The organism is Rhodopila sp., from assembly GCF_965277825.1.
Classification (GTDB): domain Bacteria; phylum Pseudomonadota; class Alphaproteobacteria; order Acetobacterales; family Acetobacteraceae; genus Rhodopila.
Window position 1 is genome coordinate 221,467 of sequence record NZ_OZ255846.1, and the last position, 17,133, is coordinate 238,599.

18 protein-coding genes and 2 pseudogenes are annotated in these 17,133 nt (G+C 64.8%); 4 read left to right on the forward strand and 16 right to left on the reverse strand.

The annotated features are described in order from the left end of the window. Positions 1 to 216: 216 nt before the first annotated feature. The gene (locus tag ACQY4T_RS01600; RefSeq protein ID WP_428536684.1) at positions 217 to 612 is read right to left on the reverse strand and encodes a hypothetical protein; all 396 of its coding nucleotides are present in this window, start codon (positions 610 to 612) and stop codon (positions 217 to 219) included. 119 nt (positions 613 to 731) lie between these two features. On the opposite strand from ACQY4T_RS01600, the gene ACQY4T_RS01605 reads away from it, so the two are divergent. After that, entirely contained in the window at positions 732 to 2,051 is a 1,320-nt protein-coding gene (locus ACQY4T_RS01605) for a YcaO-like family protein (protein ID WP_428536686.1), read from the forward strand. A gap of 3 nt (positions 2,052 to 2,054) precedes the next feature. On the opposite strand, the pseudogene ACQY4T_RS01610 reads toward ACQY4T_RS01605, so the two are convergent. After that, positions 2,055 to 3,152 (reverse strand): annotated as a pseudogene (locus tag ACQY4T_RS01610) (NAD(P)/FAD-dependent oxidoreductase). Between the two features lie 113 nt (positions 3,153 to 3,265). On the opposite strand from ACQY4T_RS01610, the gene ACQY4T_RS01615 reads away from it, so the two are divergent. Together ACQY4T_RS01615 and ACQY4T_RS01620 are read left to right on the forward strand one after the other, a co-directional pair. After that, positions 3,266 to 3,505, forward strand: coding sequence for a type II toxin-antitoxin system Phd/YefM family antitoxin (locus ACQY4T_RS01615; RefSeq protein WP_428536689.1), 240 nt, complete (start codon positions 3,266 to 3,268; stop codon positions 3,503 to 3,505). Then, a complete protein-coding gene (locus ACQY4T_RS01620; RefSeq protein ID WP_428536692.1) occupies positions 3,499 to 3,942 on the forward strand; it encodes a type II toxin-antitoxin system VapC family toxin in 444 nt (147 codons plus the stop codon). Before ACQY4T_RS01615 ends, ACQY4T_RS01620 begins: the two co-directional genes overlap by 7 nt. A 111-nt stretch (positions 3,943 to 4,053) precedes the next feature. On the opposite strand, the gene ACQY4T_RS01625 is transcribed toward ACQY4T_RS01620, so the two are convergent. From ACQY4T_RS01625 to ACQY4T_RS01685, 13 genes are all read right to left on the reverse strand, one after another. Beyond that, positions 4,054 to 4,530, reverse strand: a complete 477-nt coding sequence (locus ACQY4T_RS01625; protein WP_428536695.1) for a DUF1178 family protein — start codon at positions 4,528 to 4,530, stop codon at positions 4,054 to 4,056. 77 nt (positions 4,531 to 4,607) lie between these two features. Next, positions 4,608 to 4,868, reverse strand: a complete 261-nt coding sequence (gene grxC, locus ACQY4T_RS01630) for a glutaredoxin 3 (protein WP_428536698.1) — start codon at positions 4,866 to 4,868, stop codon at positions 4,608 to 4,610. Positions 4,869 to 4,873: 5 nt separating this feature from the next. After that, positions 4,874 to 6,025: a CCA tRNA nucleotidyltransferase gene (locus ACQY4T_RS01635; RefSeq protein ID WP_428536701.1), complete on the reverse strand. Its 1,152-nt coding sequence runs from the start codon at positions 6,023 to 6,025 to the stop codon at positions 4,874 to 4,876. Further along, the gene (locus tag ACQY4T_RS01640) at positions 6,022 to 6,285 is read right to left on the reverse strand and encodes a DUF6111 family protein (RefSeq protein WP_428536704.1); all 264 of its coding nucleotides are present in this window, start codon (positions 6,283 to 6,285) and stop codon (positions 6,022 to 6,024) included. The genes ACQY4T_RS01635 and ACQY4T_RS01640 overlap by 4 nt, the downstream gene beginning before the upstream one ends. Positions 6,286 to 6,554: 269 nt before the next feature. Beyond that, a complete protein-coding gene (gene rfbD, locus ACQY4T_RS01645; protein ID WP_428536707.1) occupies positions 6,555 to 7,439 on the reverse strand; it encodes a dTDP-4-dehydrorhamnose reductase in 885 nt (294 codons plus the stop codon). 194 nt (positions 7,440 to 7,633) lie between these two features. After that, a complete protein-coding gene (rfbC, locus tag ACQY4T_RS01650) occupies positions 7,634 to 8,191 on the reverse strand; it encodes a dTDP-4-dehydrorhamnose 3,5-epimerase (RefSeq protein ID WP_428536710.1) in 558 nt (185 codons plus the stop codon). Beyond that, positions 8,188 to 9,063 (reverse strand): glucose-1-phosphate thymidylyltransferase RfbA, encoded by an 876-nt coding sequence (rfbA, locus tag ACQY4T_RS01655; RefSeq protein WP_428536713.1) that lies wholly within the window; start codon positions 9,061 to 9,063, stop codon positions 8,188 to 8,190. The genes rfbC and rfbA overlap by 4 nt, the downstream gene beginning before the upstream one ends. Next, positions 9,060 to 10,172, reverse strand: coding sequence for a dTDP-glucose 4,6-dehydratase (gene rfbB, locus ACQY4T_RS01660; protein ID WP_428536716.1), 1,113 nt, complete (start codon positions 10,170 to 10,172; stop codon positions 9,060 to 9,062). Before rfbB ends, rfbA begins: the two co-directional genes overlap by 4 nt. A gap of 67 nt (positions 10,173 to 10,239) precedes the next feature. Next, positions 10,240 to 10,875: a TetR/AcrR family transcriptional regulator gene (locus ACQY4T_RS01665; RefSeq protein ID WP_428536719.1), complete on the reverse strand. Its 636-nt coding sequence runs from the start codon at positions 10,873 to 10,875 to the stop codon at positions 10,240 to 10,242. 4 nt (positions 10,876 to 10,879) lie between these two features. After that, positions 10,880 to 11,002: a hypothetical protein gene (locus ACQY4T_RS01670; RefSeq protein ID WP_428536721.1), complete on the reverse strand. Its 123-nt coding sequence runs from the start codon at positions 11,000 to 11,002 to the stop codon at positions 10,880 to 10,882. Positions 11,003 to 11,319: 317 nt separating this feature from the next. Continuing rightward, a complete protein-coding gene (locus ACQY4T_RS01675; protein ID WP_428536724.1) occupies positions 11,320 to 11,988 on the reverse strand; it encodes a glutathione S-transferase family protein in 669 nt (222 codons plus the stop codon). 151 nt (positions 11,989 to 12,139) lie between these two features. Next, positions 12,140 to 13,186: an extracellular solute-binding protein gene (locus ACQY4T_RS01680; protein WP_428536727.1), complete on the reverse strand. Its 1,047-nt coding sequence runs from the start codon at positions 13,184 to 13,186 to the stop codon at positions 12,140 to 12,142. Positions 13,187 to 13,805: 619 nt separating this feature from the next. Beyond that, complete coding sequence (locus ACQY4T_RS01685; RefSeq protein WP_428536730.1) at positions 13,806 to 14,723, reverse strand: methionyl-tRNA formyltransferase; 918 nt, start codon at positions 14,721 to 14,723, stop codon at positions 13,806 to 13,808. A gap of 128 nt (positions 14,724 to 14,851) precedes the next feature. On the opposite strand from ACQY4T_RS01685, the gene ACQY4T_RS01690 reads away from it, so the two are divergent. After that, a complete protein-coding gene (locus tag ACQY4T_RS01690) occupies positions 14,852 to 15,862 on the forward strand; it encodes an enoyl-CoA hydratase/isomerase family protein (protein WP_428536733.1) in 1,011 nt (336 codons plus the stop codon). Positions 15,863 to 16,128: 266 nt separating this feature from the next. Here ACQY4T_RS01690 and ACQY4T_RS01695 read toward each other — a convergent pair. Beyond that, positions 16,129 to 16,967: pseudogene (locus tag ACQY4T_RS01695) on the reverse strand (IS5 family transposase). Between the last annotated feature and the right edge of the window lie 166 nt (positions 16,968 to 17,133).

Sequence of the window (17,133 nt, forward strand, 5' to 3'; positions counted from 1 at the left end):
GGACGACTTGGCCTCAAGCCCGTTTGTTGACATTGAGGCCGGCTTGCCGCAGCGAGCCATGCAAGCTTAGACGTGATTCGAACGTGATCGGCTGGGCCTCCGAATCGCAAGCGCTACTCTCGCCGACCACGCAAGGATCTAAAATGGCTCGATCAAATCTTGTCGCTGTTGTTGCGACTGACTGATCTAACGTCACCGCATTCCCTAACCAACCAGCTACCCGCCCTGATTAATGATGTATTCACCGATGCGGCAGGCAATGAACAGCGTATTTTCATCAGTAGTAAAAGCCTTGCGTGACGCAGTATAGGCCGCGTCGTAGAACACCGGCAGCGGATAGAACTCGCCCGGGTTGGTACTTTTCAGAGCCTGATCGAGCATGTTTCGGGTTGGCAGCATTAAGACGAGCGAACCATCCTCTTCCGACGGGTAGAATGTAATCTTCAGGTCTGGCGGCCCATCAATGCTGGCACCCTTGATGCAATGATCGGTCATCTGCTTGACCAACGCCGCAGCCGTCTCGGGCCTTGGCAGCATCTTTCGGGCCCAGAGTCCGACAAGCTGACCCCACAGGCACCAGTTTCCCTGTTCGTCGTTGAAGTTGACCTTCATTGGGGTTTGCATAGTGTTAAGCTACCCTATTCTCGGTTGCAGGGCGAACCTTCAACTCCAGCTTGCCGAAACCAACAACACGGCGTCAACCATGATGCGAAACCGATCGGCGGCAGGCGTTGGCCGATTCTGAAAGATCCTGGTCCGATCGGCTGAATGCCGCGGCGCACACCATAAGTCGTCCCGATGCGGATGCGCGGGCGGGCGGGCTCCTTAAGTATCTCGGTTACGATGACGGTGAGACGCTTGCAGCGCCCACACGCGCGCGGATGCTGCGCGCCGCCGCGACGTTTCGCCGATTGTTCCGCTTGCCGGCACCGGACGCGCCCGGTCTGGTATTCTTCGGCGCCGAGGCCGATCCCGCGCGCCTCGGCTCCCTTAACGCCGGCCTCCCCGTTGGCGGATTCTCCGGCTCGGGACTGGACCCGCGCCGCGCCTTCGAATCCTGCGTCGGCGAAGGCATCGAATACCTAAGCCAGTTCGCCCACCCCGAAGATCCATTGGCAACCGGACCGATCGCCGCCTATGCCGCATCGCTCGACCCAGCCTCGCACGGATATGCCAAAGCCGCGCTTGCCGCTGCCGGCATCACCGCCGATTGGCCCATCGCCTGGATGCCGGTCCACCGCATCACCGACGGCGCCGCATCCTGGTTCCCCGCCGATCTGTGCCTGCGCCGCGCCGCCAGCGATTTCGTCCCACCGCTGAAGCTGAGCACCGGCTGCGCCGCCGGCGTCACACCCGGCGCCGCGACACTGCACGCGATGCTGGAACTGATCGAGCGCGACGCCGTGGCGCTATGGTGGCGCGGCGGTCGCCGAGGCCGCTCGATCCCCGCGCACAGCGAGGCAGGGCAGGCCGCCGCCGGCTTGCTGGCGCAACTGCGCCGCGGACAGCACAACCGGCAGACGGTCCTGTTCGATATCACCACCGACCTCGGTGTCCCTGTCGCGGCCGCCTTTTCCACCTCGCCCGACGGCCACGGCTTCGCCCTCGGCCTCGGCGCCCGGCCAACTCTGGCCGACGCCGTCGGTTCCGCGATCTTCGAGCTATGCCAGTCGGAGCTCAGCCTGCACGTGATCGCAGCGAAGCGCCGTGAGTCAGGGGACTCGGCACTGAACGACAGCGACCAACGCCAGCTTGCCCGAGCGGCGCTGAATCCCCGGGCCTGTCTGCTGCTGCAGCCAGACGAGGCCGCCAGCGCCGCGGCGTCACTGGCCGGCGACCCAATCAGCGCAATCGTGCAATCGCTGGCAACCCACGGAATCGTTGCCTATTCACTGGACCTGACCCGGCCCCGGTTCAGCGTGCCGGTCGTCCGCGTGCTCGCCCCCGGCCTGCAATCCGATCCAGGTGAAATCGTCAGTGACCGATTGGCCCGCACGATCGCGGCAACCGGCGGCGGCGCGCGGCACCACGGCGGCATCGCGCTGCTGTAATCCTCAGGCCACCGGACCATGCACGAATCGCGCACTGCCGAAGGCCGCCAGCGCCGCCGGAAGCGCGCCATCCAGGATCGCCGGAGCCAACGCCAGCGCATGCGCCCCCGCCAACGTCACCCCGCTGTGGCAGGTGGCGGCAAAGGCCCCCGGAAACCGCCGCGACTGTTCGTAGATCGGCAAGCCATCCGGCGACATCACCCGCAGCGCCGCCCACATGCGGATGATCGAGGCATCCTTCAGCGCCGGAAAAATCCGTGTGTTGCGATCGGCGATCTGCTTCAGCACCGCAATCCGCGTTCGGGTGTCGAAGCCGACATCCTCCTGACTGTCCCCAAGCATCACCGTGCCCTCGTCGGTCTATCGCAGCAGGTGGGTCGGGTAGTCGAGCAGCGGCCGCAGCCGTTCGGTGACAATGATCTGGCCTTGCAACGGCGACACCGGCATGTGCAGTCCGACCATGCCGGCAAGTTGCCGGCTTCCCAGCCCGGCCGAGATGACGATACGCGGCGCGATGTATGTCTCATCCGCGGCGCGGACGATGAACAGGTTGGGTCTCGCCTCGATGGCGCCGACCTTGCGGTTCGGCCGGTAATCCAGCGTCTGGTGCAGCGCCTTCAGCAAACGCAGCGGATTGGCGTGTCCGTCGATCGGACAGAAGCTCGCGCCCCTGACCTCGTCGCCCAGCCCCGGAACCATGGCTCTGGCCTCCGCGCGGCTCAGCATGCGGCTGCCGATATCGCCGCTTTCATTGTGCATCCGGCGGATCATCAACTCGCGCTGCTCGAACTCGTCGTCGGACAGGCAGAACGCCAGACCGCCGGGCTGATGCAGGCCGAGGTCGGTGCCGGTGGCATCGCCCAGCGCAGCCGCGAGGTTCGGCCACAGCGCCGCCGAGTCTCGCGTCCACCGCGCGTAAGCCGGCATCCCGGCGCCTTTGCTCTGCACCCACACAAGGCCGAAATTGCCCCGCGCCGCGCGATAGGCAATATCGCCTTCGTCGAGCAACACGACAGCCGCACCCCTGGCCTTGGCTCCCCAGGCGATCGCACCCCCCACCAGCCCACCGCCGATAACGATCAGATCGTATCTCCCAGGCATCGCCACGACCTCCGCATGCACGCAAAGCCTACCGGCAACGACCTCGGCGAACAAAGCCTTGAAACGCCCACAAACCCATACTAGATTGCGTCAACTGGTTGGAGACTGGTTGGATGGAGACCATCGGCGCCTTCGACGCCAAAACCCATCTCTCGGCGTTGCTGGAGCGTGTGGCCAAAGGTGAACGGTTTACCATCACCCGGCACGGCACCCCCGTGGCCCAGCTTGTGCCGGTGACGCGACGCGATCCAGAGCAGATCAAAGCGGTGGTCCAGCGCATGCAGGACATCGCCGCAGATGTCACCCTGGACGGCGACTGGAAAAATTTTCGCGATGCCGGGCGGAAATGGTAGATCTCGCGAAGGTCGGCTCAGCCGTCACCCCGGTCGTCGTGGATGCGTCCGTCACCGCCGCTTGGTGCTTTCAGGACGAGGCCACGGACGCCAGCCGCGCATTACACCAAAGCCTGCCGCATCGCCAAGTCGTGGTGCCGCTGCTGTGGCACGCTGAATGTGCCAACCTTCTGCTGACCGCCGAACGGCGCAAGCGCCTGTCCACAGAACGCTGTTCGGAACTGCTCGAGTTGCTCGGCGAACTACCGATCGAAACGGACGACGAAACACCGCACATTGCAGGGCCGGTGATCCGGCTGGCCAGGACGCACCGGCTTACCGTGTACGACGCAATCTATCTCGATCTCGCCATGCGGCGAGGCATCGCCCTCGCAACCCGCGACAATGACCTGCGCCGGGCCGCCGCTTCACTGAATATTACGCTGATCCAGACGTGAGCAAGGAGCGCTTCCAAGGTGAGCGTAAACGGTCACCGCGCCCTGGCTCGTTGTTTGAGCGAGCAACTCTATCAGCCTGACTTTCCAGCCAACCTGATGTCGCTCTTGGCGCTACCCGTCGGCGCGCGGCACCCACGGGATCTTGGCAACCGCGACACCCTCCTCGGCCAGGCTCTCCGCCTGTTCCTCGGTCGATTCGCCGTAAATCCCCTTGGGCTCGATCTCGCCGCGATGCATAGCCCGCGCCTGATCGGCGAAATCCGGCCCGACATAATCGCAATTCTTCTCCACTTCGGCCCGCATGCGCTGCAGCGCCGCCAGCATCTGCGCCGGCAGCCGACCCCCGGCGACCTTCGCCGGTGCCGCGACCGCCGGGGCCTGCGCCGGAGCCGCCGGCGCCTCGACCGCGACCGGCGTCACATCACGTTTCGTCAGCGCCGGCGCCATCAGCGCTCGGTCGATCTCGGTCCCGCCACATTCAGGGCACTCGATCAGTCCGCGTTTCGCCTGCTTCTCGAAGCTGGCGCTATCCTTGAACCAGCCGTCGAACCCATGCGCCTGACGGCATTGCAACTGGTAGTGAATCATACGCGGCGACCAACACCCGATCTCATGACGAACCCATGACGTAATCTGGCACTCTCAGTGCCGGAGTGCCAGCACTTTCATGCCAATCCCAGCAGAGTGTTCAGTGTCCCGGCACGATCCAGCGCCACCATGTCGTCGCAGCCACCAATGTGCTCACCGGCGATAAAAATCTGCGGCACCGAGGTGCGGCCACCCGACCGCTGCCGAGCCTCCGCCCGGGCCGCAGACCCATGCGGGGCGTCAATTTCGCGGAACGCCACCCCCTTGGTGGACAGCATATGCATCGCGCGTTCGCAGAACGGGCACCAGGGTTGGGTATAGATTTGGACATCCGCCATTTGCGTCACCTCTTTGACACCATGTTGGCAAGATTGACCCTGCGCGCAAGTTCGGCGCCGCACGCGGCGCGATCCGCGCTGCATCCGCCGCCCAGCCACCACTGCCGGACCTCGCGCAACAACGCCCCAACCGCCGGGCCCGAGGCCACACCCAGCGCCACCACATCGCGCCCCTCCAACGCAAACACCGGCCGCGCCATGGCGGACAAACGACGCCTCGCGTCCGCATCGCCGTCGAGCCACGTGCGATCGACCAGGTCGTCCGGCCGGTGATCCGCCAGCAGGCGGCGCAGCGCGGCATCCGAACCGGAGATCCGCGGCGTTGCCAGCAACCGGATCAACCGGTCGCGGTCCTCGTTGGAAAGTTTCAGCCGCGTCGCCAACGTGGACGGGTCACCGGTCAGCATCGCGGCCAATCGCAAGATGGCATCGGCCGGCAGGCCAGCCAGCCGCGAAACCGCCGACGCCTCCGGCGCCACCGCCGCCCAGATGCCCAGCCCATCCATCAGCAGCACCGCAGCCAACGGGCCCGGCGCATCCAGGATGCGGCGTAGTTCGCTCCACACCCGCTCGACCGATAATCCGCCGAGGCCAGGAATTCCGCCCCGCAAGCCGTCCAGAGTTGCCCGGTCGGGCGCCCCCACGCCGAAGCCGGCGTAAAACCGGAAGAAGCGCAGCACGCGTAGAAAGTCCTCGGCGATGCGGGCCGCCGGGTCGCCGACGAAACGAATGCGTCCCGCCGCCAGGTCGGCCGCGCCGTCGAAGTAATCGAACAACTCGCCGTCGCGCGCCATCGACATGGCGTTGATGCTGAAGTCCCGCCGCGCCGCGTCCTGGCGCCAATCCGCGGTGAAGGCGACGACGGCATGACGGCCATCGGTCGCGACGTCGCGCCGCAACGTGGTCACCTCGTATCCGCGACCTTGCACCACCGCGGTGACGGTGCCGTGCGCCAGGCCGGTCGAAACGACCTTGATGCCGGCGTTGCCGAGCGCCGCGATCACCGTCTCCGGTTCATCCGGCGTCGCCAGATCGACATCGGCCAAGTCCCGGCCCGCCAGCGCGTCACGCACGGCCCCGCCAACCACGCGCGCGCTCTCCAGCGCGTCCCAGATCCTGGCAACCGCCGGATCGGTCAGGAAGGCCGGCGGCGTCATGGCGCTGAGCCCACCCGCCCAGGAACCACCCGCCCAGGAACCACCCGCCCGTCATGCATCTGATCGGGGATATAGGGCTGATTGGCATCACCGGCATCGAGGTGCCAAACCCAGATCAGCGCCAGCACCATCAGCACGATGAAACCGATCGCACCGCGCAGCAGCCAAGCCGGCGGCGTCGGCGACGGGAACGCCAGCCGCCAAACCGCGAAGCTCAGCAACGGCGTCAGGAAAAGCACGATCTCAATGATGCGCGGCATGGTTCGGCGTCCCCAGGATGCATCGGCGCCGCGGAAACTGGAACGGGTCAGCCGCGCACAGGCCACCACAGCGCCTGCGACGACCACCTGGTGTCCTGTCCCTGAAGTTCGCCGCACGATGCGGCGAACGCATGGGATCAGCAGGCCACTGCAAAGAACCAGCCAGGGTCGCGCGGCTGAGGCTCGCCTGATAGGGCGAACTTCCGGCTCGGGACGCTCGAATCATATCCTCAAATCGCTTCAAACGGAGGAGCGTCGGCGGATTTTGATCACGGCGGCGCGGTGGTGAAAATCGTCTCGACGGTGCGCGTCAGGCTGGCGCGCCAGTGCGGCAGTTGCACGTCGAAGACCACATCCAGCTTCGTGCAATCCAGCCGAGAGTTGGCCGGACGCTTCGCCGGTGTCGGCCAGTCCGCCGTCACGATCGGCGCCACTTCGGGCACATTGGCGCCGAACCGGGCGGCTTCCTCGAACGTTGCGACGGCAAGACCGAACCACGTGGTGGCGCCCGCACCGGCGGCATGGAAGATGCCCCGGTAGGCCGGCCGCCAACCCGTTGCATCCACCCGAGCGATCACTGCCAGGATGGCGTCGCCAAGGTCGGTGGCGGTGGTCGGGCAACCATGTTGATCAGCCACCACGCTCAGCCGCGGGCGGGTCTTGCCCACTGTCAGCATGGTGCGGACGAAGTTCTTGCCGGTCGCGGCATAAACCCAGGCGGTACGCAGAACGATGGCCTTCGCACCCGATGCGATCACCGCCCGTTCGCCGGCCAGCTTGCTGGCACCATACACCCCCTGCGGCGCGACCGGATCGGTTTCGACATAAGGCGTCGGCTTCGCACCATCGAACACGTAATCGGTGGAAATATGGATCAGCGGAATGTCCGCCTCGGCGCACAGCCGCGCCAGAATCGCCGGTCCGTCACGATTGGCGCGATAGGCCGCGTCCGAGTCGGTCTCCGCCGCATCCACCGCGGTATAGGCGGCCGCGTTGACCACCAGACGCGGGGCGGCAGCCCGCAATGTCGCCTCGATCGTCTCGGCTCGGTCCAGGTCGAAGGCCGGGCGGCCAACCCGATGTACGCCGGCGGTCGCGGCAAGCGCTGAGGCAAGCTGGCCGCTGCCCCCGGTGACAAGGATCGGACCGGTCATGGCCGAAGGCGTCCCGAATGCGTGTCGGTCGTGCAGTCGGAGCAGGAACACAACCGCGGATGAACGCAGATGAACGCTGATACCCACGATCCAACCCGAGTCCGTAGTGTCAGACGTATATCTGTCCGGCTCGCCGGTCTGCTATCCGCGTTCATCCGCGTGCATCCGCGGTTGAAACTTTCTCGTGGGCGCGTTCACACATGGAATAGCGCCGGCAGATCGCGCAGCCGAGGCAAAATCTTGTCCTTGTCCGACAAGATCACCGAATCAGCTGCGACCGGCCAATCAATCCCAATATCCGGATCGTTCCAGATCACCCCGCGCTCAGCCGCTTTGTCATACGCCCCGGTGACCTTGTAGATCACCTCGGTCTCCGCGGTCAGCGTGCAGTAGGCATGCAGGAAACCGGCCGGAACCCAAATCTGCATCCAGTTCTCGGCGCTGATCTCAGCCCCGACATAGCGCCCGAAGTTCGGCGAGCCGTGCCTGGCATCCACCGCCACGTCGTAGATCGCGCCCTTCACGCAGCGCACCAGCTTGCCCTGCGCATTCGGGCCGATCTGGCAGTGCAGGCCGCGCAACACCCCGGCCGTGGTCGACACCGCATGATTGTCCTGGATGAACGGTCCCGCGACGCCCGCCTCGGCGAACCGGCCCTGGTTCCACGTCTCGGAGAAAAACCCCCGCGGATCCCCAAACCGCGCCGGGGTAATCAGCTTGACGTCGGCAATCGCCAGCGCTTCGACCTTCACTCCATTTCCCCCTCGGCCAACTCCATCAGCACGCGCCCCAGTTCGGTCTTCCCGAGATGGGTGGCATGGTGGCGAAGCTGATCGGCGTCGATGAACCCCATGCGGAACGCGACCTCCTCGGGGCAGCCCACCAGCATGCCGGTGCGCGACTGGATCGTCTGCACGAACGTCGCGGCCTGCAACAGGCTGTCGCAGGTGCCGGCATCCAGCCAGGCGCAGCCGCGCGACAACTTTTCGACGTGCAGCGTCCCCATCTCCAGGTAGATGCGGTTGAGGTCGGTGATCTCCAGCTCGCCACGCGCCGACGGCCTGATCCTAGGTGCGATATCACCGACCTGCCGGTCGTAGAAATACAGCCCGGTGACCGCCCAATTGCTGGTCGGCGCGGCGGGTTTTTCCACCACTTCAACAGCGCGCCCGTTGGCGTCGAACGCCACCACGCCATAGCGTTCGGGGTCACGCACCTGATAGGCGAACACGGTGGCGCCGACCGCTCTGGCGGCGGCAACGCGCAACAGGGTGGAAAGATGATCGGCATGGATCAGGTTGTCGCCGAGCGCCAGCGCGCAGGCATCGCCCGCCAGCCAGTCGCGCCCGATCACAAAAGCCTGCGCGATTCCCTCGGGCCTCGCCTGCTCGGCGTATTCGAAGCGCACCCCAAAGCGCGAGCCATCGCCCAGCAGCCGCCGGAACTGCGGCAGGTCCTCGGGCGTGGAGATCAGCATGATGTCCGTGATGCCCGCCAGCATCAGCGTCGACAGCGGGTAATACACCATCGGCTTGTCGTAGACCGGCAACAACTGCTTCGAAGCGGCCAATGTCATCGGATGCAGCCGGGTCCCCGACCCGCCGGCCAGCAGAATCCCCTTCATGCCACCGGTTCCTTCTTGTCGCTCGTCGCGCCCCGCACCGCCTTGGGCGCATCACCCTCCGATGCACCAAGCCGTTGCCCGGCATACTTCGCCGCGCGCAACGCTTCCCACCAGGCGCGGTTGCTCAGATACCAGTCGATCGTCCGAGCCAGTCCGCGTTCGAAATCGTGTGGCGCCTTCCAGTCCAACGCCTGCTCGCTGCGCGAAGGGTCGATTTCGTAACGAAAATCATGACCCGGCCGGTCGCTGACAAACCGGATCAGCCGTTCACGCGGACCGGCCGGATCGGCAACCCTGGTGTCCAGGTGAGCGCAGATCGCCTTGACCACTGCCAGGTTGGTGCGCGGCTGCCGACCGCCGATCGCGTAGGTCTGGCCGGCGATGCCGCTTTGCAGCACGCGCACCAGCGCCTCGGCATGGTCTTCGACGAACAGCCAGTCCCGCATGTTCGAACCATCGCCATAGACCGGCAGTGGCTTGCCCTCCAGCGCGTTCAGAGTGACCAGCGGGATCAGCTTCTCAGGAAATTGCCACGGGCCATAGTTGTTGCAGGTATTGGAAACGATGGTCGGCAGCCCATAGGTGTGGCTCCAGGCGCGGACCAGATGGTCGGATGCCGCCTTGGTCGCCGAATAGGGGCTGCGCGGGTCATACGCGGTAGTCTCGGTGAACGCCGGATCATCAAGGCCCAGCGCGCCGAACACCTCGTCGGTGGAGACGTGATGGAAGCGAAACGCCGCTTTCCTGTCGCCGGCCAGGGTGGCGTAGTGCCGCCGGGCGGCTTCCAGCAGGACGAAGGTGCCGACGACGTTGGTTTGCACGAAATCCGCCGGCCCATCGATCGACCGATCCACATGGCTCTCCGCCGCCAGGTGCATCACAGCGTCGGGGTCATGCGCCTCGAACACCTGCCGCATCGAAGCGGCGTCGGCGACGTCGGCCTTGACCAGCTGATGCCGGTTATGTCTGAAACCATCCTCCAGCGCAGCCTCGGACGCGGCGTAGGTCATCTTGTCGACGTTGACCACCACGTGGCCGGTTCGGCGCAGCAGGTGTCGCACCACCGCGGAGCCGATAAATCCGCACCCGCCGGTCAGCAAAAGCTTCATAAACCCGCATATCTCCGCCGTTCTCGCCGGCCATGCGGTATCATCAATCCTGTATTCGCCGCAACCGTCAGGTTTTCACCCCCGAAAGAAACAACGCGACCGCGGCTTCGCCCCATACCCGCGTCTGTGCTGCGTCGAGCGGCGGGCCCAACCCCAGGGCGCGACGCTGCGGGCCGGCCAGCACGAGGTGGAGAAACTGTTCGGCGGCAAAAACGGTATCCTGCCGCGGCAGTGTCCCCCGCGCCACCGCCGCATCCAGCAGCGCGGCAATCCGCGCACCGCCTTCGCCCGCGCCGGCCTGGCGCATCATCAGCGGCAGTTCCGGAAAGCGCGCGCTTTCCGCGATCAGCAGCCGGTTCAAGGCAATTGCCTCCGGCGTTAACGCCACCGCCAGGACGCGCGTCGCCGCCTCGTTCAGCGCGGCCGCGAGGTTATCCGCTTCCGGCCAGTAACCGGCAGTGAATAGCCACCTCGCCATCAGCCTTTCCAGCACGGCGTGAAACAGCGCGGGCTTGCCGGTCCAGCGTGCATAGATCGTGCGTTTGGCAACGCGACAGGTCCGCGCGATCGCTTCGATCGTCGTCGCGGCGTAGCCGTCCGCCAGGAACGAAGCGGTGGCGGCGTCCAGGATGGTGGTCTCCAGGGCCGCGGCCGCCTGCGCCGTCGGGCGGCCGCCGGAGCGGCGGATCTCAGCGCCGCTCACCCGATCAGTAGCCCCAGTGACGCGGATGGTAATACGGACCCCACGCCGGATACACGACGCAGCCGGACAGCATGATCGCCACGCCCAGCGCGGCGGCGGTCCTGATCAGATATTTGGCACGCAGCATGGGGCGGAACTCCCGATGGTTGAATGACGCATCTCCAATCTAGGCGCCGAAAAACGCAACGCAACGGGGGCGATGTAATACTTATTGTAACAGCGAACGCTTGCGCTCCACCCTTGGCCGGTCTGTTCAGAGCGTGATCCCGCTGAGCCGACCGTTCACAGCCCGTGAGCCCCAGGTGATCGAACAAGGCATACTTTCAGCATGCGCACCCAGGCTGAAATGCTCCACAGCACCATCAGCCTAGCTGGAAAGTCAGGCTGATTAAGTGGCTCGCTAAAACAAAAAGCCAGAGCGTAGTGACCGCTCGGTCACCCGCTCTAGAAATCCAGGTCGGCGTAATGCGCCGGCGGCGTCGATCCGGGAACACGGTCCGAAAGCACGCCCCGGAAACTCGGGCGCGACTTCATCCGAGCGTACCAATCCCGCGCCGGGGGAGACGCCGACCAGTCCAGTTCCCCGATGAAATCCAGCGTCGACAGATGCGCCGCGGCAGTGAAGTCGGCCATCGACAAGGCGCTGCCGGCGAGCCACTGACGGGTCTCGGCCAACCAGCCGATATAGTCGAGATGATAGCGCAGGGCGGTGTAGCCGGTGCGGATCGCCGCCGGGTCGGGATTACCGCGCTGGGTCAACCGCCGGAGGTACTTCTCGCCATACAGGTTTTGCGTCACCTCGGAGGCGAACTTGCCGTCGAACCAGTTGGTCAGCCGGCGAACCTCGATCCGTTCCGCCAGGGTGCGGCCCATCAAGCCGGTGTCTGGATACGCTTCATCGATATATTCGCAAATCACCCCGGAATCCGGAATGACCAGGCCATTGTCCTCGATCAGCGTCGGCACCGTGCCGGCTGGGTTGAGTGCCAGATAGTCGGGTCGCCGTTCCCAGGTCTTTTCCAGGCGCAACTCGAACGGAAGGCGCTTTTCAGCCAGGACGAGGCGCACCTTGCGGGCGTAGGGCGATAATGGAAGGTGGTACAGAACACGCATCTGTGGCGGATTATCGCACCCAACATCGCGTCGCGCAAAGCGCCGATTGCACAGCCTTTGGTTGAAAATACTAGATCTGCAACTTTCCGTCTACGCAATGGGATGCCGTGCGGCCGCGGCGGTTGCAGCCTCGCTGCCCGCACGCGTCCGATCAGTGCCCCTGCCAGGCGTCGAACCGCTGCTGCAGCTTCGCCAGATTGTCGTGCCAGAATCCCACGTCGAGTTTCAGCCCGGTGCCAAGGTTGGCGGGGTTTCCAGGCGACGTCGCGGCCAGGTCGGGCGGCAATGCGTCGTTCAAGCCCTTCGCCAGACCGGCATCGCCGCTCTGCTGCAACAGCCGCGTCTCGACCGCCGGCATACCGGTAAAGTAGAGAAACTGCTGCGCGGCCCGCAGCGACGGACTCCCTTTCATGATGACCCAGCTTTGCAACTCATAAAGGCTAGCGGCGAACTGCAGGCCGAAACTCTTGTGCTCCTGACGCGCCATTACCGCGATCGGGCCACTCGGCGCGCTGGTCATCAGGACATCGCCCGACGCCAGGATGTGCGCCGCCTCGGATTCCGTCGACCACCACTGGATATAGGGCTTCAGTTGATCGAGCTTGCGGAACGCCCGATCCTGGCCGTCCGTGGTGGACAGCGTCTTGTAGACGTCGCCCGGTGCGACACCATCCGCCATCAGCGCGATCTCGAGGTTGCCGCGCACGCCTTTGCGCAGGCCGCGCTTGCCGGGATATTTCGCCACGTCCCAGAAATCCGACCAGGTTGCGGCGATCGGCAGCTTGTCCTTGTCCCAGGCCAGAACGATGGTGACGATCACCCCGCCCAGGCCACAGTCGCTGACCGCCTGAGGGGCGTAATGGTCCTTGCCGCCGATCGCCGACCAATCGAGCTTCTCGAACAGCCCTTCGCCACACCCGGCGGATAATTCGTCGGCATCGACCAGGACAAGGTCCCAAGGGTCGTCCGTCGCCTTGACGCGGCTGCGCAGCGTATCGATGCCGCCGGCCCAATTTTCCTGCTGGACCGGCACCCCGGTCACCGCGGTAAACGGCTGGACATAGGCAGATTGCATCGCGCTCTGCAACGATTGATCGCGCGTGACGATCGTCAGATCGTTCGGGCTGGCGAAGGCCGAAATCGAGGCCAGCACCGTGGCGGCCATTGCCGCGGCGGCGAGGAGCGAGCGGGCGGGCATGAACAGACGGAGTTCCGACTTTCAGATGATGGACTGACGCTACAGGCCGCTGCCTTTCCGGGCAACGGACCCCCCAGGCAAACAACCGTGTGTCATAATCCGTTGCTTTATCGAACTATTTTTCGCCGGACCACCGACGGCTAACCCGATCAGCGAATGCGCAGCCTGCGGAAATGGCCTCGCATCCGCTTGCCAACTATCGGCATCAGACTAAACTTCAAAGACTTTGCATATGCTTACATCATGGTCCAGCCTCGTGCGTTTAAGGCAAGTGCAATTGGCCTGGCAACGTCGCAAGAAGCGCTGATGTCTAGAAGCAGACGGAAGAACTACGTTCGGAAGGAGACCAGGATGGCGGGAGAGGGCACGCCAACAATTGTCGAAGGGCGAGCGGGGCTCAAGGGCAGCGGCGGCATGAGCGTTTATGACAAACCGAGTTTTCAGCTTAACTCCTATCTGCGTCGTGCCGGGAACTCCTTTGCTCGGTAATCGCAACCGTTCGAGTCGCCGCGGGCCCGGCTGCATCGAGCTCCCCCGGCCCGGACTCCACCATCTCGGCCGGCGGGTTTCCCACCAACCGGCAGCACTGCGGACCCGAAGCCCGCTTCCCCCCAAACCATTATCCCCCGAGCAAGGTTCCAACCTCCAGCCCGGCCTCGGCGCCTGGGATCTTCTTGCCGCCCTCCCAGCGAACCCGATGCACCTCGATGAAGCCGCCCTGGCCGTGGATCACCAGGCTGGCCCCGGAGTGCGCGGCGACCTGGCCGATCTTCTTGCCCTTCACCTCCGCAAAGCTGCGGGCGATCCGCTTGCTGCTCTCGAACAGGAACAGCTTCTTGCCGTCATGCGTGGTCCAGGCGCCGGGCGCCGGATTGAGCCCGCGGATCAGGTTGAAGGTCTGCTCCACATGGGTCGCCCAATGCACCCGAGACTCGGCGTCGCGGATGATGCCCTCATAGCCCGCCGCGGGCTCGTATTGCGCAATCGCCGGGGCCTTGCCGGCCGCCACCAGGTCGGCCGCCTCGATCAGGCCGGCCACGCCCAGCGGGAAAATCTTGCCGAAATACAGTGACCCCAGCGTGTCCTCGGGTTCGATCGGCACGGCGCGGGTCAGCAACACCGGGCCCTCGTCCAATCCGTCGGTCGGGCGGAAGATGCTGAAGCCGGTCTCTTTCCGACCCAGGATGATCGACCAGCTCATCGACGACGCACCGCGATGCAGCGGCAGCAGGCTGGGATGGAACTGGATGGTGCCGAACCTCGGCAGGTTGCAGAAATCCTGCGGCGCGAACTGCGTTACATAGGCCATCACGCCGATATCCGCCTTGGCACCGCGCAGCGCCTCCAGCGCCTCGGGATCGCTCAGCTTGGCAAACTGGTGGGTGGGCACGCCGGCCGCCTCGCCGGCCAGGCGTAACGGGTCAGGGCGCCCCTTTTCCGGCGCGCAGAACACCCCCACCACGTCATCGCCGCGCGCCAGGAAGGCCTCCAGCGCGGCTTTGCCAAAATCCTGCTGCCCGATGATGGCGATGCGCATGCGGGTCCTCCGTTTCTCGTCGTTCGATCATGCGGCGCCGGCAGGCGGACTGTCGAGCCTTGCCATCCCCCGTCTTGGCATCGGCGGAACCGGCGGGTTACACGATCCCCAACCCAGGAGACCAGCGCATGACCACCGAAGACACCGTCGTCACCAGCCGCGAGGGGCGGGTCGGGCGCATCCTGCTCAACCGCCCGCGCGCACTCAACGCCCTCGACCTGCCGATGCTGCGCGCCTGCGCCGCCATCCTGCAGACCTGGCGTGACGATCCACACGTGGATGCAGTGGTGATCGAGGGCGCCGGCGACCGAGCGTTCTGTGCCGGCGGCGATATCCGAGCGCTGCGCGATGCGCAACTGTCCGGCAACCGCGCCGCGGCGGATCAGTTTTTCGCCGAGGAATATGCGCTCAACCTGACCATCGCCACCTACCCGAAACCCTACATCGCGCTGATCGACGGCCTATGCATGGGCGGCGGCATCGGCCTGTCCGTCCATGCCCCGTATCGGGTCGCCACCGAATATGCCGGGTTTGCGATGCCGGAGACCGCGATCGGCTTCTTCCCCGATATCGGCGCGACATTCCTGCTGCCTCGGCTACCGGGCGAACTCGGCACCTATCTCGGTCTGACCGGGCTGCGAGTGGCCGGGGCAGACGCCGTGCACGCCGGCCTCGCCACCCATTTTACCCCTCGCGAACGCCTCGCCGACCTGTCCGCCGCGCTGGCTCACGATGGCATCGCGGCCCTCGCCACTCACCAGGAAAAGCTGCCGGCGTTTTCCCTGACCGGCCACCGTGACGCGATCGATCATTGCTTCTCCGCCGAAACGGTCAGCGAAATCGTCAACCGGCTGGAGGCCAGCCGATCCGAATGGGCCGAGGCCGCGCTGAAAGCACTCCGCCATGTCTCGCCGTCGGCCCTGCACTGGACCTTGCGCGCGTTGCGGCGCGGCCGCGACCTGACGCTGCGCCAGGCACTGGATGCCGAGTTCGCGTTGACCCGCACGACCATGGCGCATCCCGATTTCGCCGAGGGCGTGCGCGCCATGGTGGTCGACAAGGACCGCAAGCCAGCGTGGCAGCCCGCGCGCATCGCCGATGTCGACCCCGTCGTGATCGACGCCCTGTTCGCCGGCTGAACCATCCCGCCGCGTTGCAGCTCTGGTGGCCACGTCTGTAACTGATGCGATGAGGCATAATACACTATTCGACCCGACCAAGGCAGTCTTTGTTAGAGTAAAGCATTGATGTAAAAGCATGGAATGCAGACAGTTAACCCACTCCCACCAGAACACCGAACCCAATGAGTACACTGCCGGCGACAAAGTTGAGATGCTGGACGATGCGCAGTGGCAGCCCGGCGCGAAACAAGACTGCTCCGCTGCTAAGAGTCTGTCCGGAAAGTTTAGGCCGGATTGCTTAGCTTTCTCAGCATCAGTCGGATCGAAGCAAGTTTGATGAAGGTGAGGGCGTTACGGCTCAGGTTCTCGAAATCCTTGGCCAGGCGTCGGCATCGGTTGAGCCAAGCAAGGGTCCGTTCCACGACCCAGCGTCTGGGTAAAATCTCGAAGCTGCTGGCAGTATCGGAGCGTTTGACGATTTCCACCGAGAGCCGTGGCAGCAGCTTGGCCAGTTGCTGGCGGAATTGCGGGCCCTGGTAGCCGGCATCAGCGAACAGCTTCTTCAGGAACGGGAACAGCCCGAACAATGTCGCCAACACCAGCACGCCGCCATCGCGATCCTGGAGGTCGGCCGGGTGAACCACGGCGTGCATCAACAAGCCCTCGGTATCGACCAGGATATGTCGCTTCTTGCCACTGACTTTCTTCCCCGCATCATACCCCTTGGGATCGATGCAGGCCCCCCTTTTTCGGCGCTCTTGACGCTCTGGCTGTCGATCATGCAGGCGGTCGGACTGGCCTGGCGGTCCACCAAGGCGCGGCATCTTTGGTAGAGTTCGTAGTGGATTTTTCCCAACGTCCCATCGTAGTCCCAGCGTTGCATGTAGTCATACAGCGTGCTTCGCGGCGGCAGGTCCTTGGGGATGTAACGCCACGGACAACCGGTGCTGAGGACATACATGATGCCATTCAACACTTCCCGCACATCAACCTCCCGCCGCCGCCCGCCGCGCTTGGCCGGCGGGATCATCGGTTTCACCTGCGCCCATTCTTCGTCGGTCAGGTCACACGGGTAACGCAGCTTGTCCCGCTCGTAGCGATGACGGTTCTCGGTCGTCCACATCAGCCACCTCGCGAATCGAACCCGCCGATCGAATCACAGAAGATTCAATGAATTCAACCCCCCCTGGCTAACCGACTCTAAAGACTCAAAAAGCTTCCGGACGGACACTAAGTGTCCGTCCGAGAACAATGCGGGTCACGCAAATCGTTTAGGTCTGCGGGTGGTT

Bases quoted from the DNA above. Each gene is read 5' to 3' on its own strand.
- ACQY4T_RS01600 (WP_428536684.1), bottom strand. From the start codon at position 612: ATGAAGGTCAACTTCAACGACGAACAGGGAAACTGGTGCCTGTGGGGT.
- rfbB (WP_428536716.1), bottom strand. From the start codon at position 10,172: ATGAAGCTTTTGCTGACCGGCGGGTGCGGATTTATCGGCTCCGCGGTG.
- ACQY4T_RS01640 (WP_428536704.1), bottom strand. From the start codon at position 6,285: ATGCCGCGCATCATTGAGATCGTGCTTTTCCTGACGCCGTTGCTGAGC.
- ACQY4T_RS01680 (WP_428536727.1), bottom strand. From the start codon at position 13,186: ATGCCCGCCCGCTCGCTCCTCGCCGCCGCGGCAATGGCCGCCACGGTG.
- ACQY4T_RS01690 (WP_428536733.1), top strand. From the start codon at position 14,852: ATGACCACCGAAGACACCGTCGTCACCAGCCGCGAGGGGCGGGTCGGG.
- ACQY4T_RS01615 (WP_428536689.1), top strand. From the start codon at position 3,266: ATGGAGACCATCGGCGCCTTCGACGCCAAAACCCATCTCTCGGCGTTG.
- rfbA (WP_428536713.1), bottom strand. From the start codon at position 9,063: ATGAAGGGGATTCTGCTGGCCGGCGGGTCGGGGACCCGGCTGCATCCG.
- ACQY4T_RS01625 (WP_428536695.1), bottom strand. From the start codon at position 4,530: ATGATTCACTACCAGTTGCAATGCCGTCAGGCGCATGGGTTCGACGGC.
- ACQY4T_RS01685 (WP_428536730.1), bottom strand. From the start codon at position 14,723: ATGCGCATCGCCATCATCGGGCAGCAGGATTTTGGCAAAGCCGCGCTG.
- ACQY4T_RS01620 (WP_428536692.1), top strand. From the start codon at position 3,499: ATGGTAGATCTCGCGAAGGTCGGCTCAGCCGTCACCCCGGTCGTCGTG.
- ACQY4T_RS01670 (WP_428536721.1), bottom strand. From the start codon at position 11,002: ATGCTGCGTGCCAAATATCTGATCAGGACCGCCGCCGCGCTGGGCGTG.
- ACQY4T_RS01675 (WP_428536724.1), bottom strand. From the start codon at position 11,988: ATGCGTGTTCTGTACCACCTTCCATTATCGCCCTACGCCCGCAAGGTG.
- rfbD (WP_428536707.1), bottom strand. From the start codon at position 7,439: ATGACCGGTCCGATCCTTGTCACCGGGGGCAGCGGCCAGCTTGCCTCA.
- grxC (WP_428536698.1), bottom strand. From the start codon at position 4,868: ATGGCGGATGTCCAAATCTATACCCAACCCTGGTGCCCGTTCTGCGAA.
- ACQY4T_RS01635 (WP_428536701.1), bottom strand. From the start codon at position 6,025: ATGACGCCGCCGGCCTTCCTGACCGATCCGGCGGTTGCCAGGATCTGG.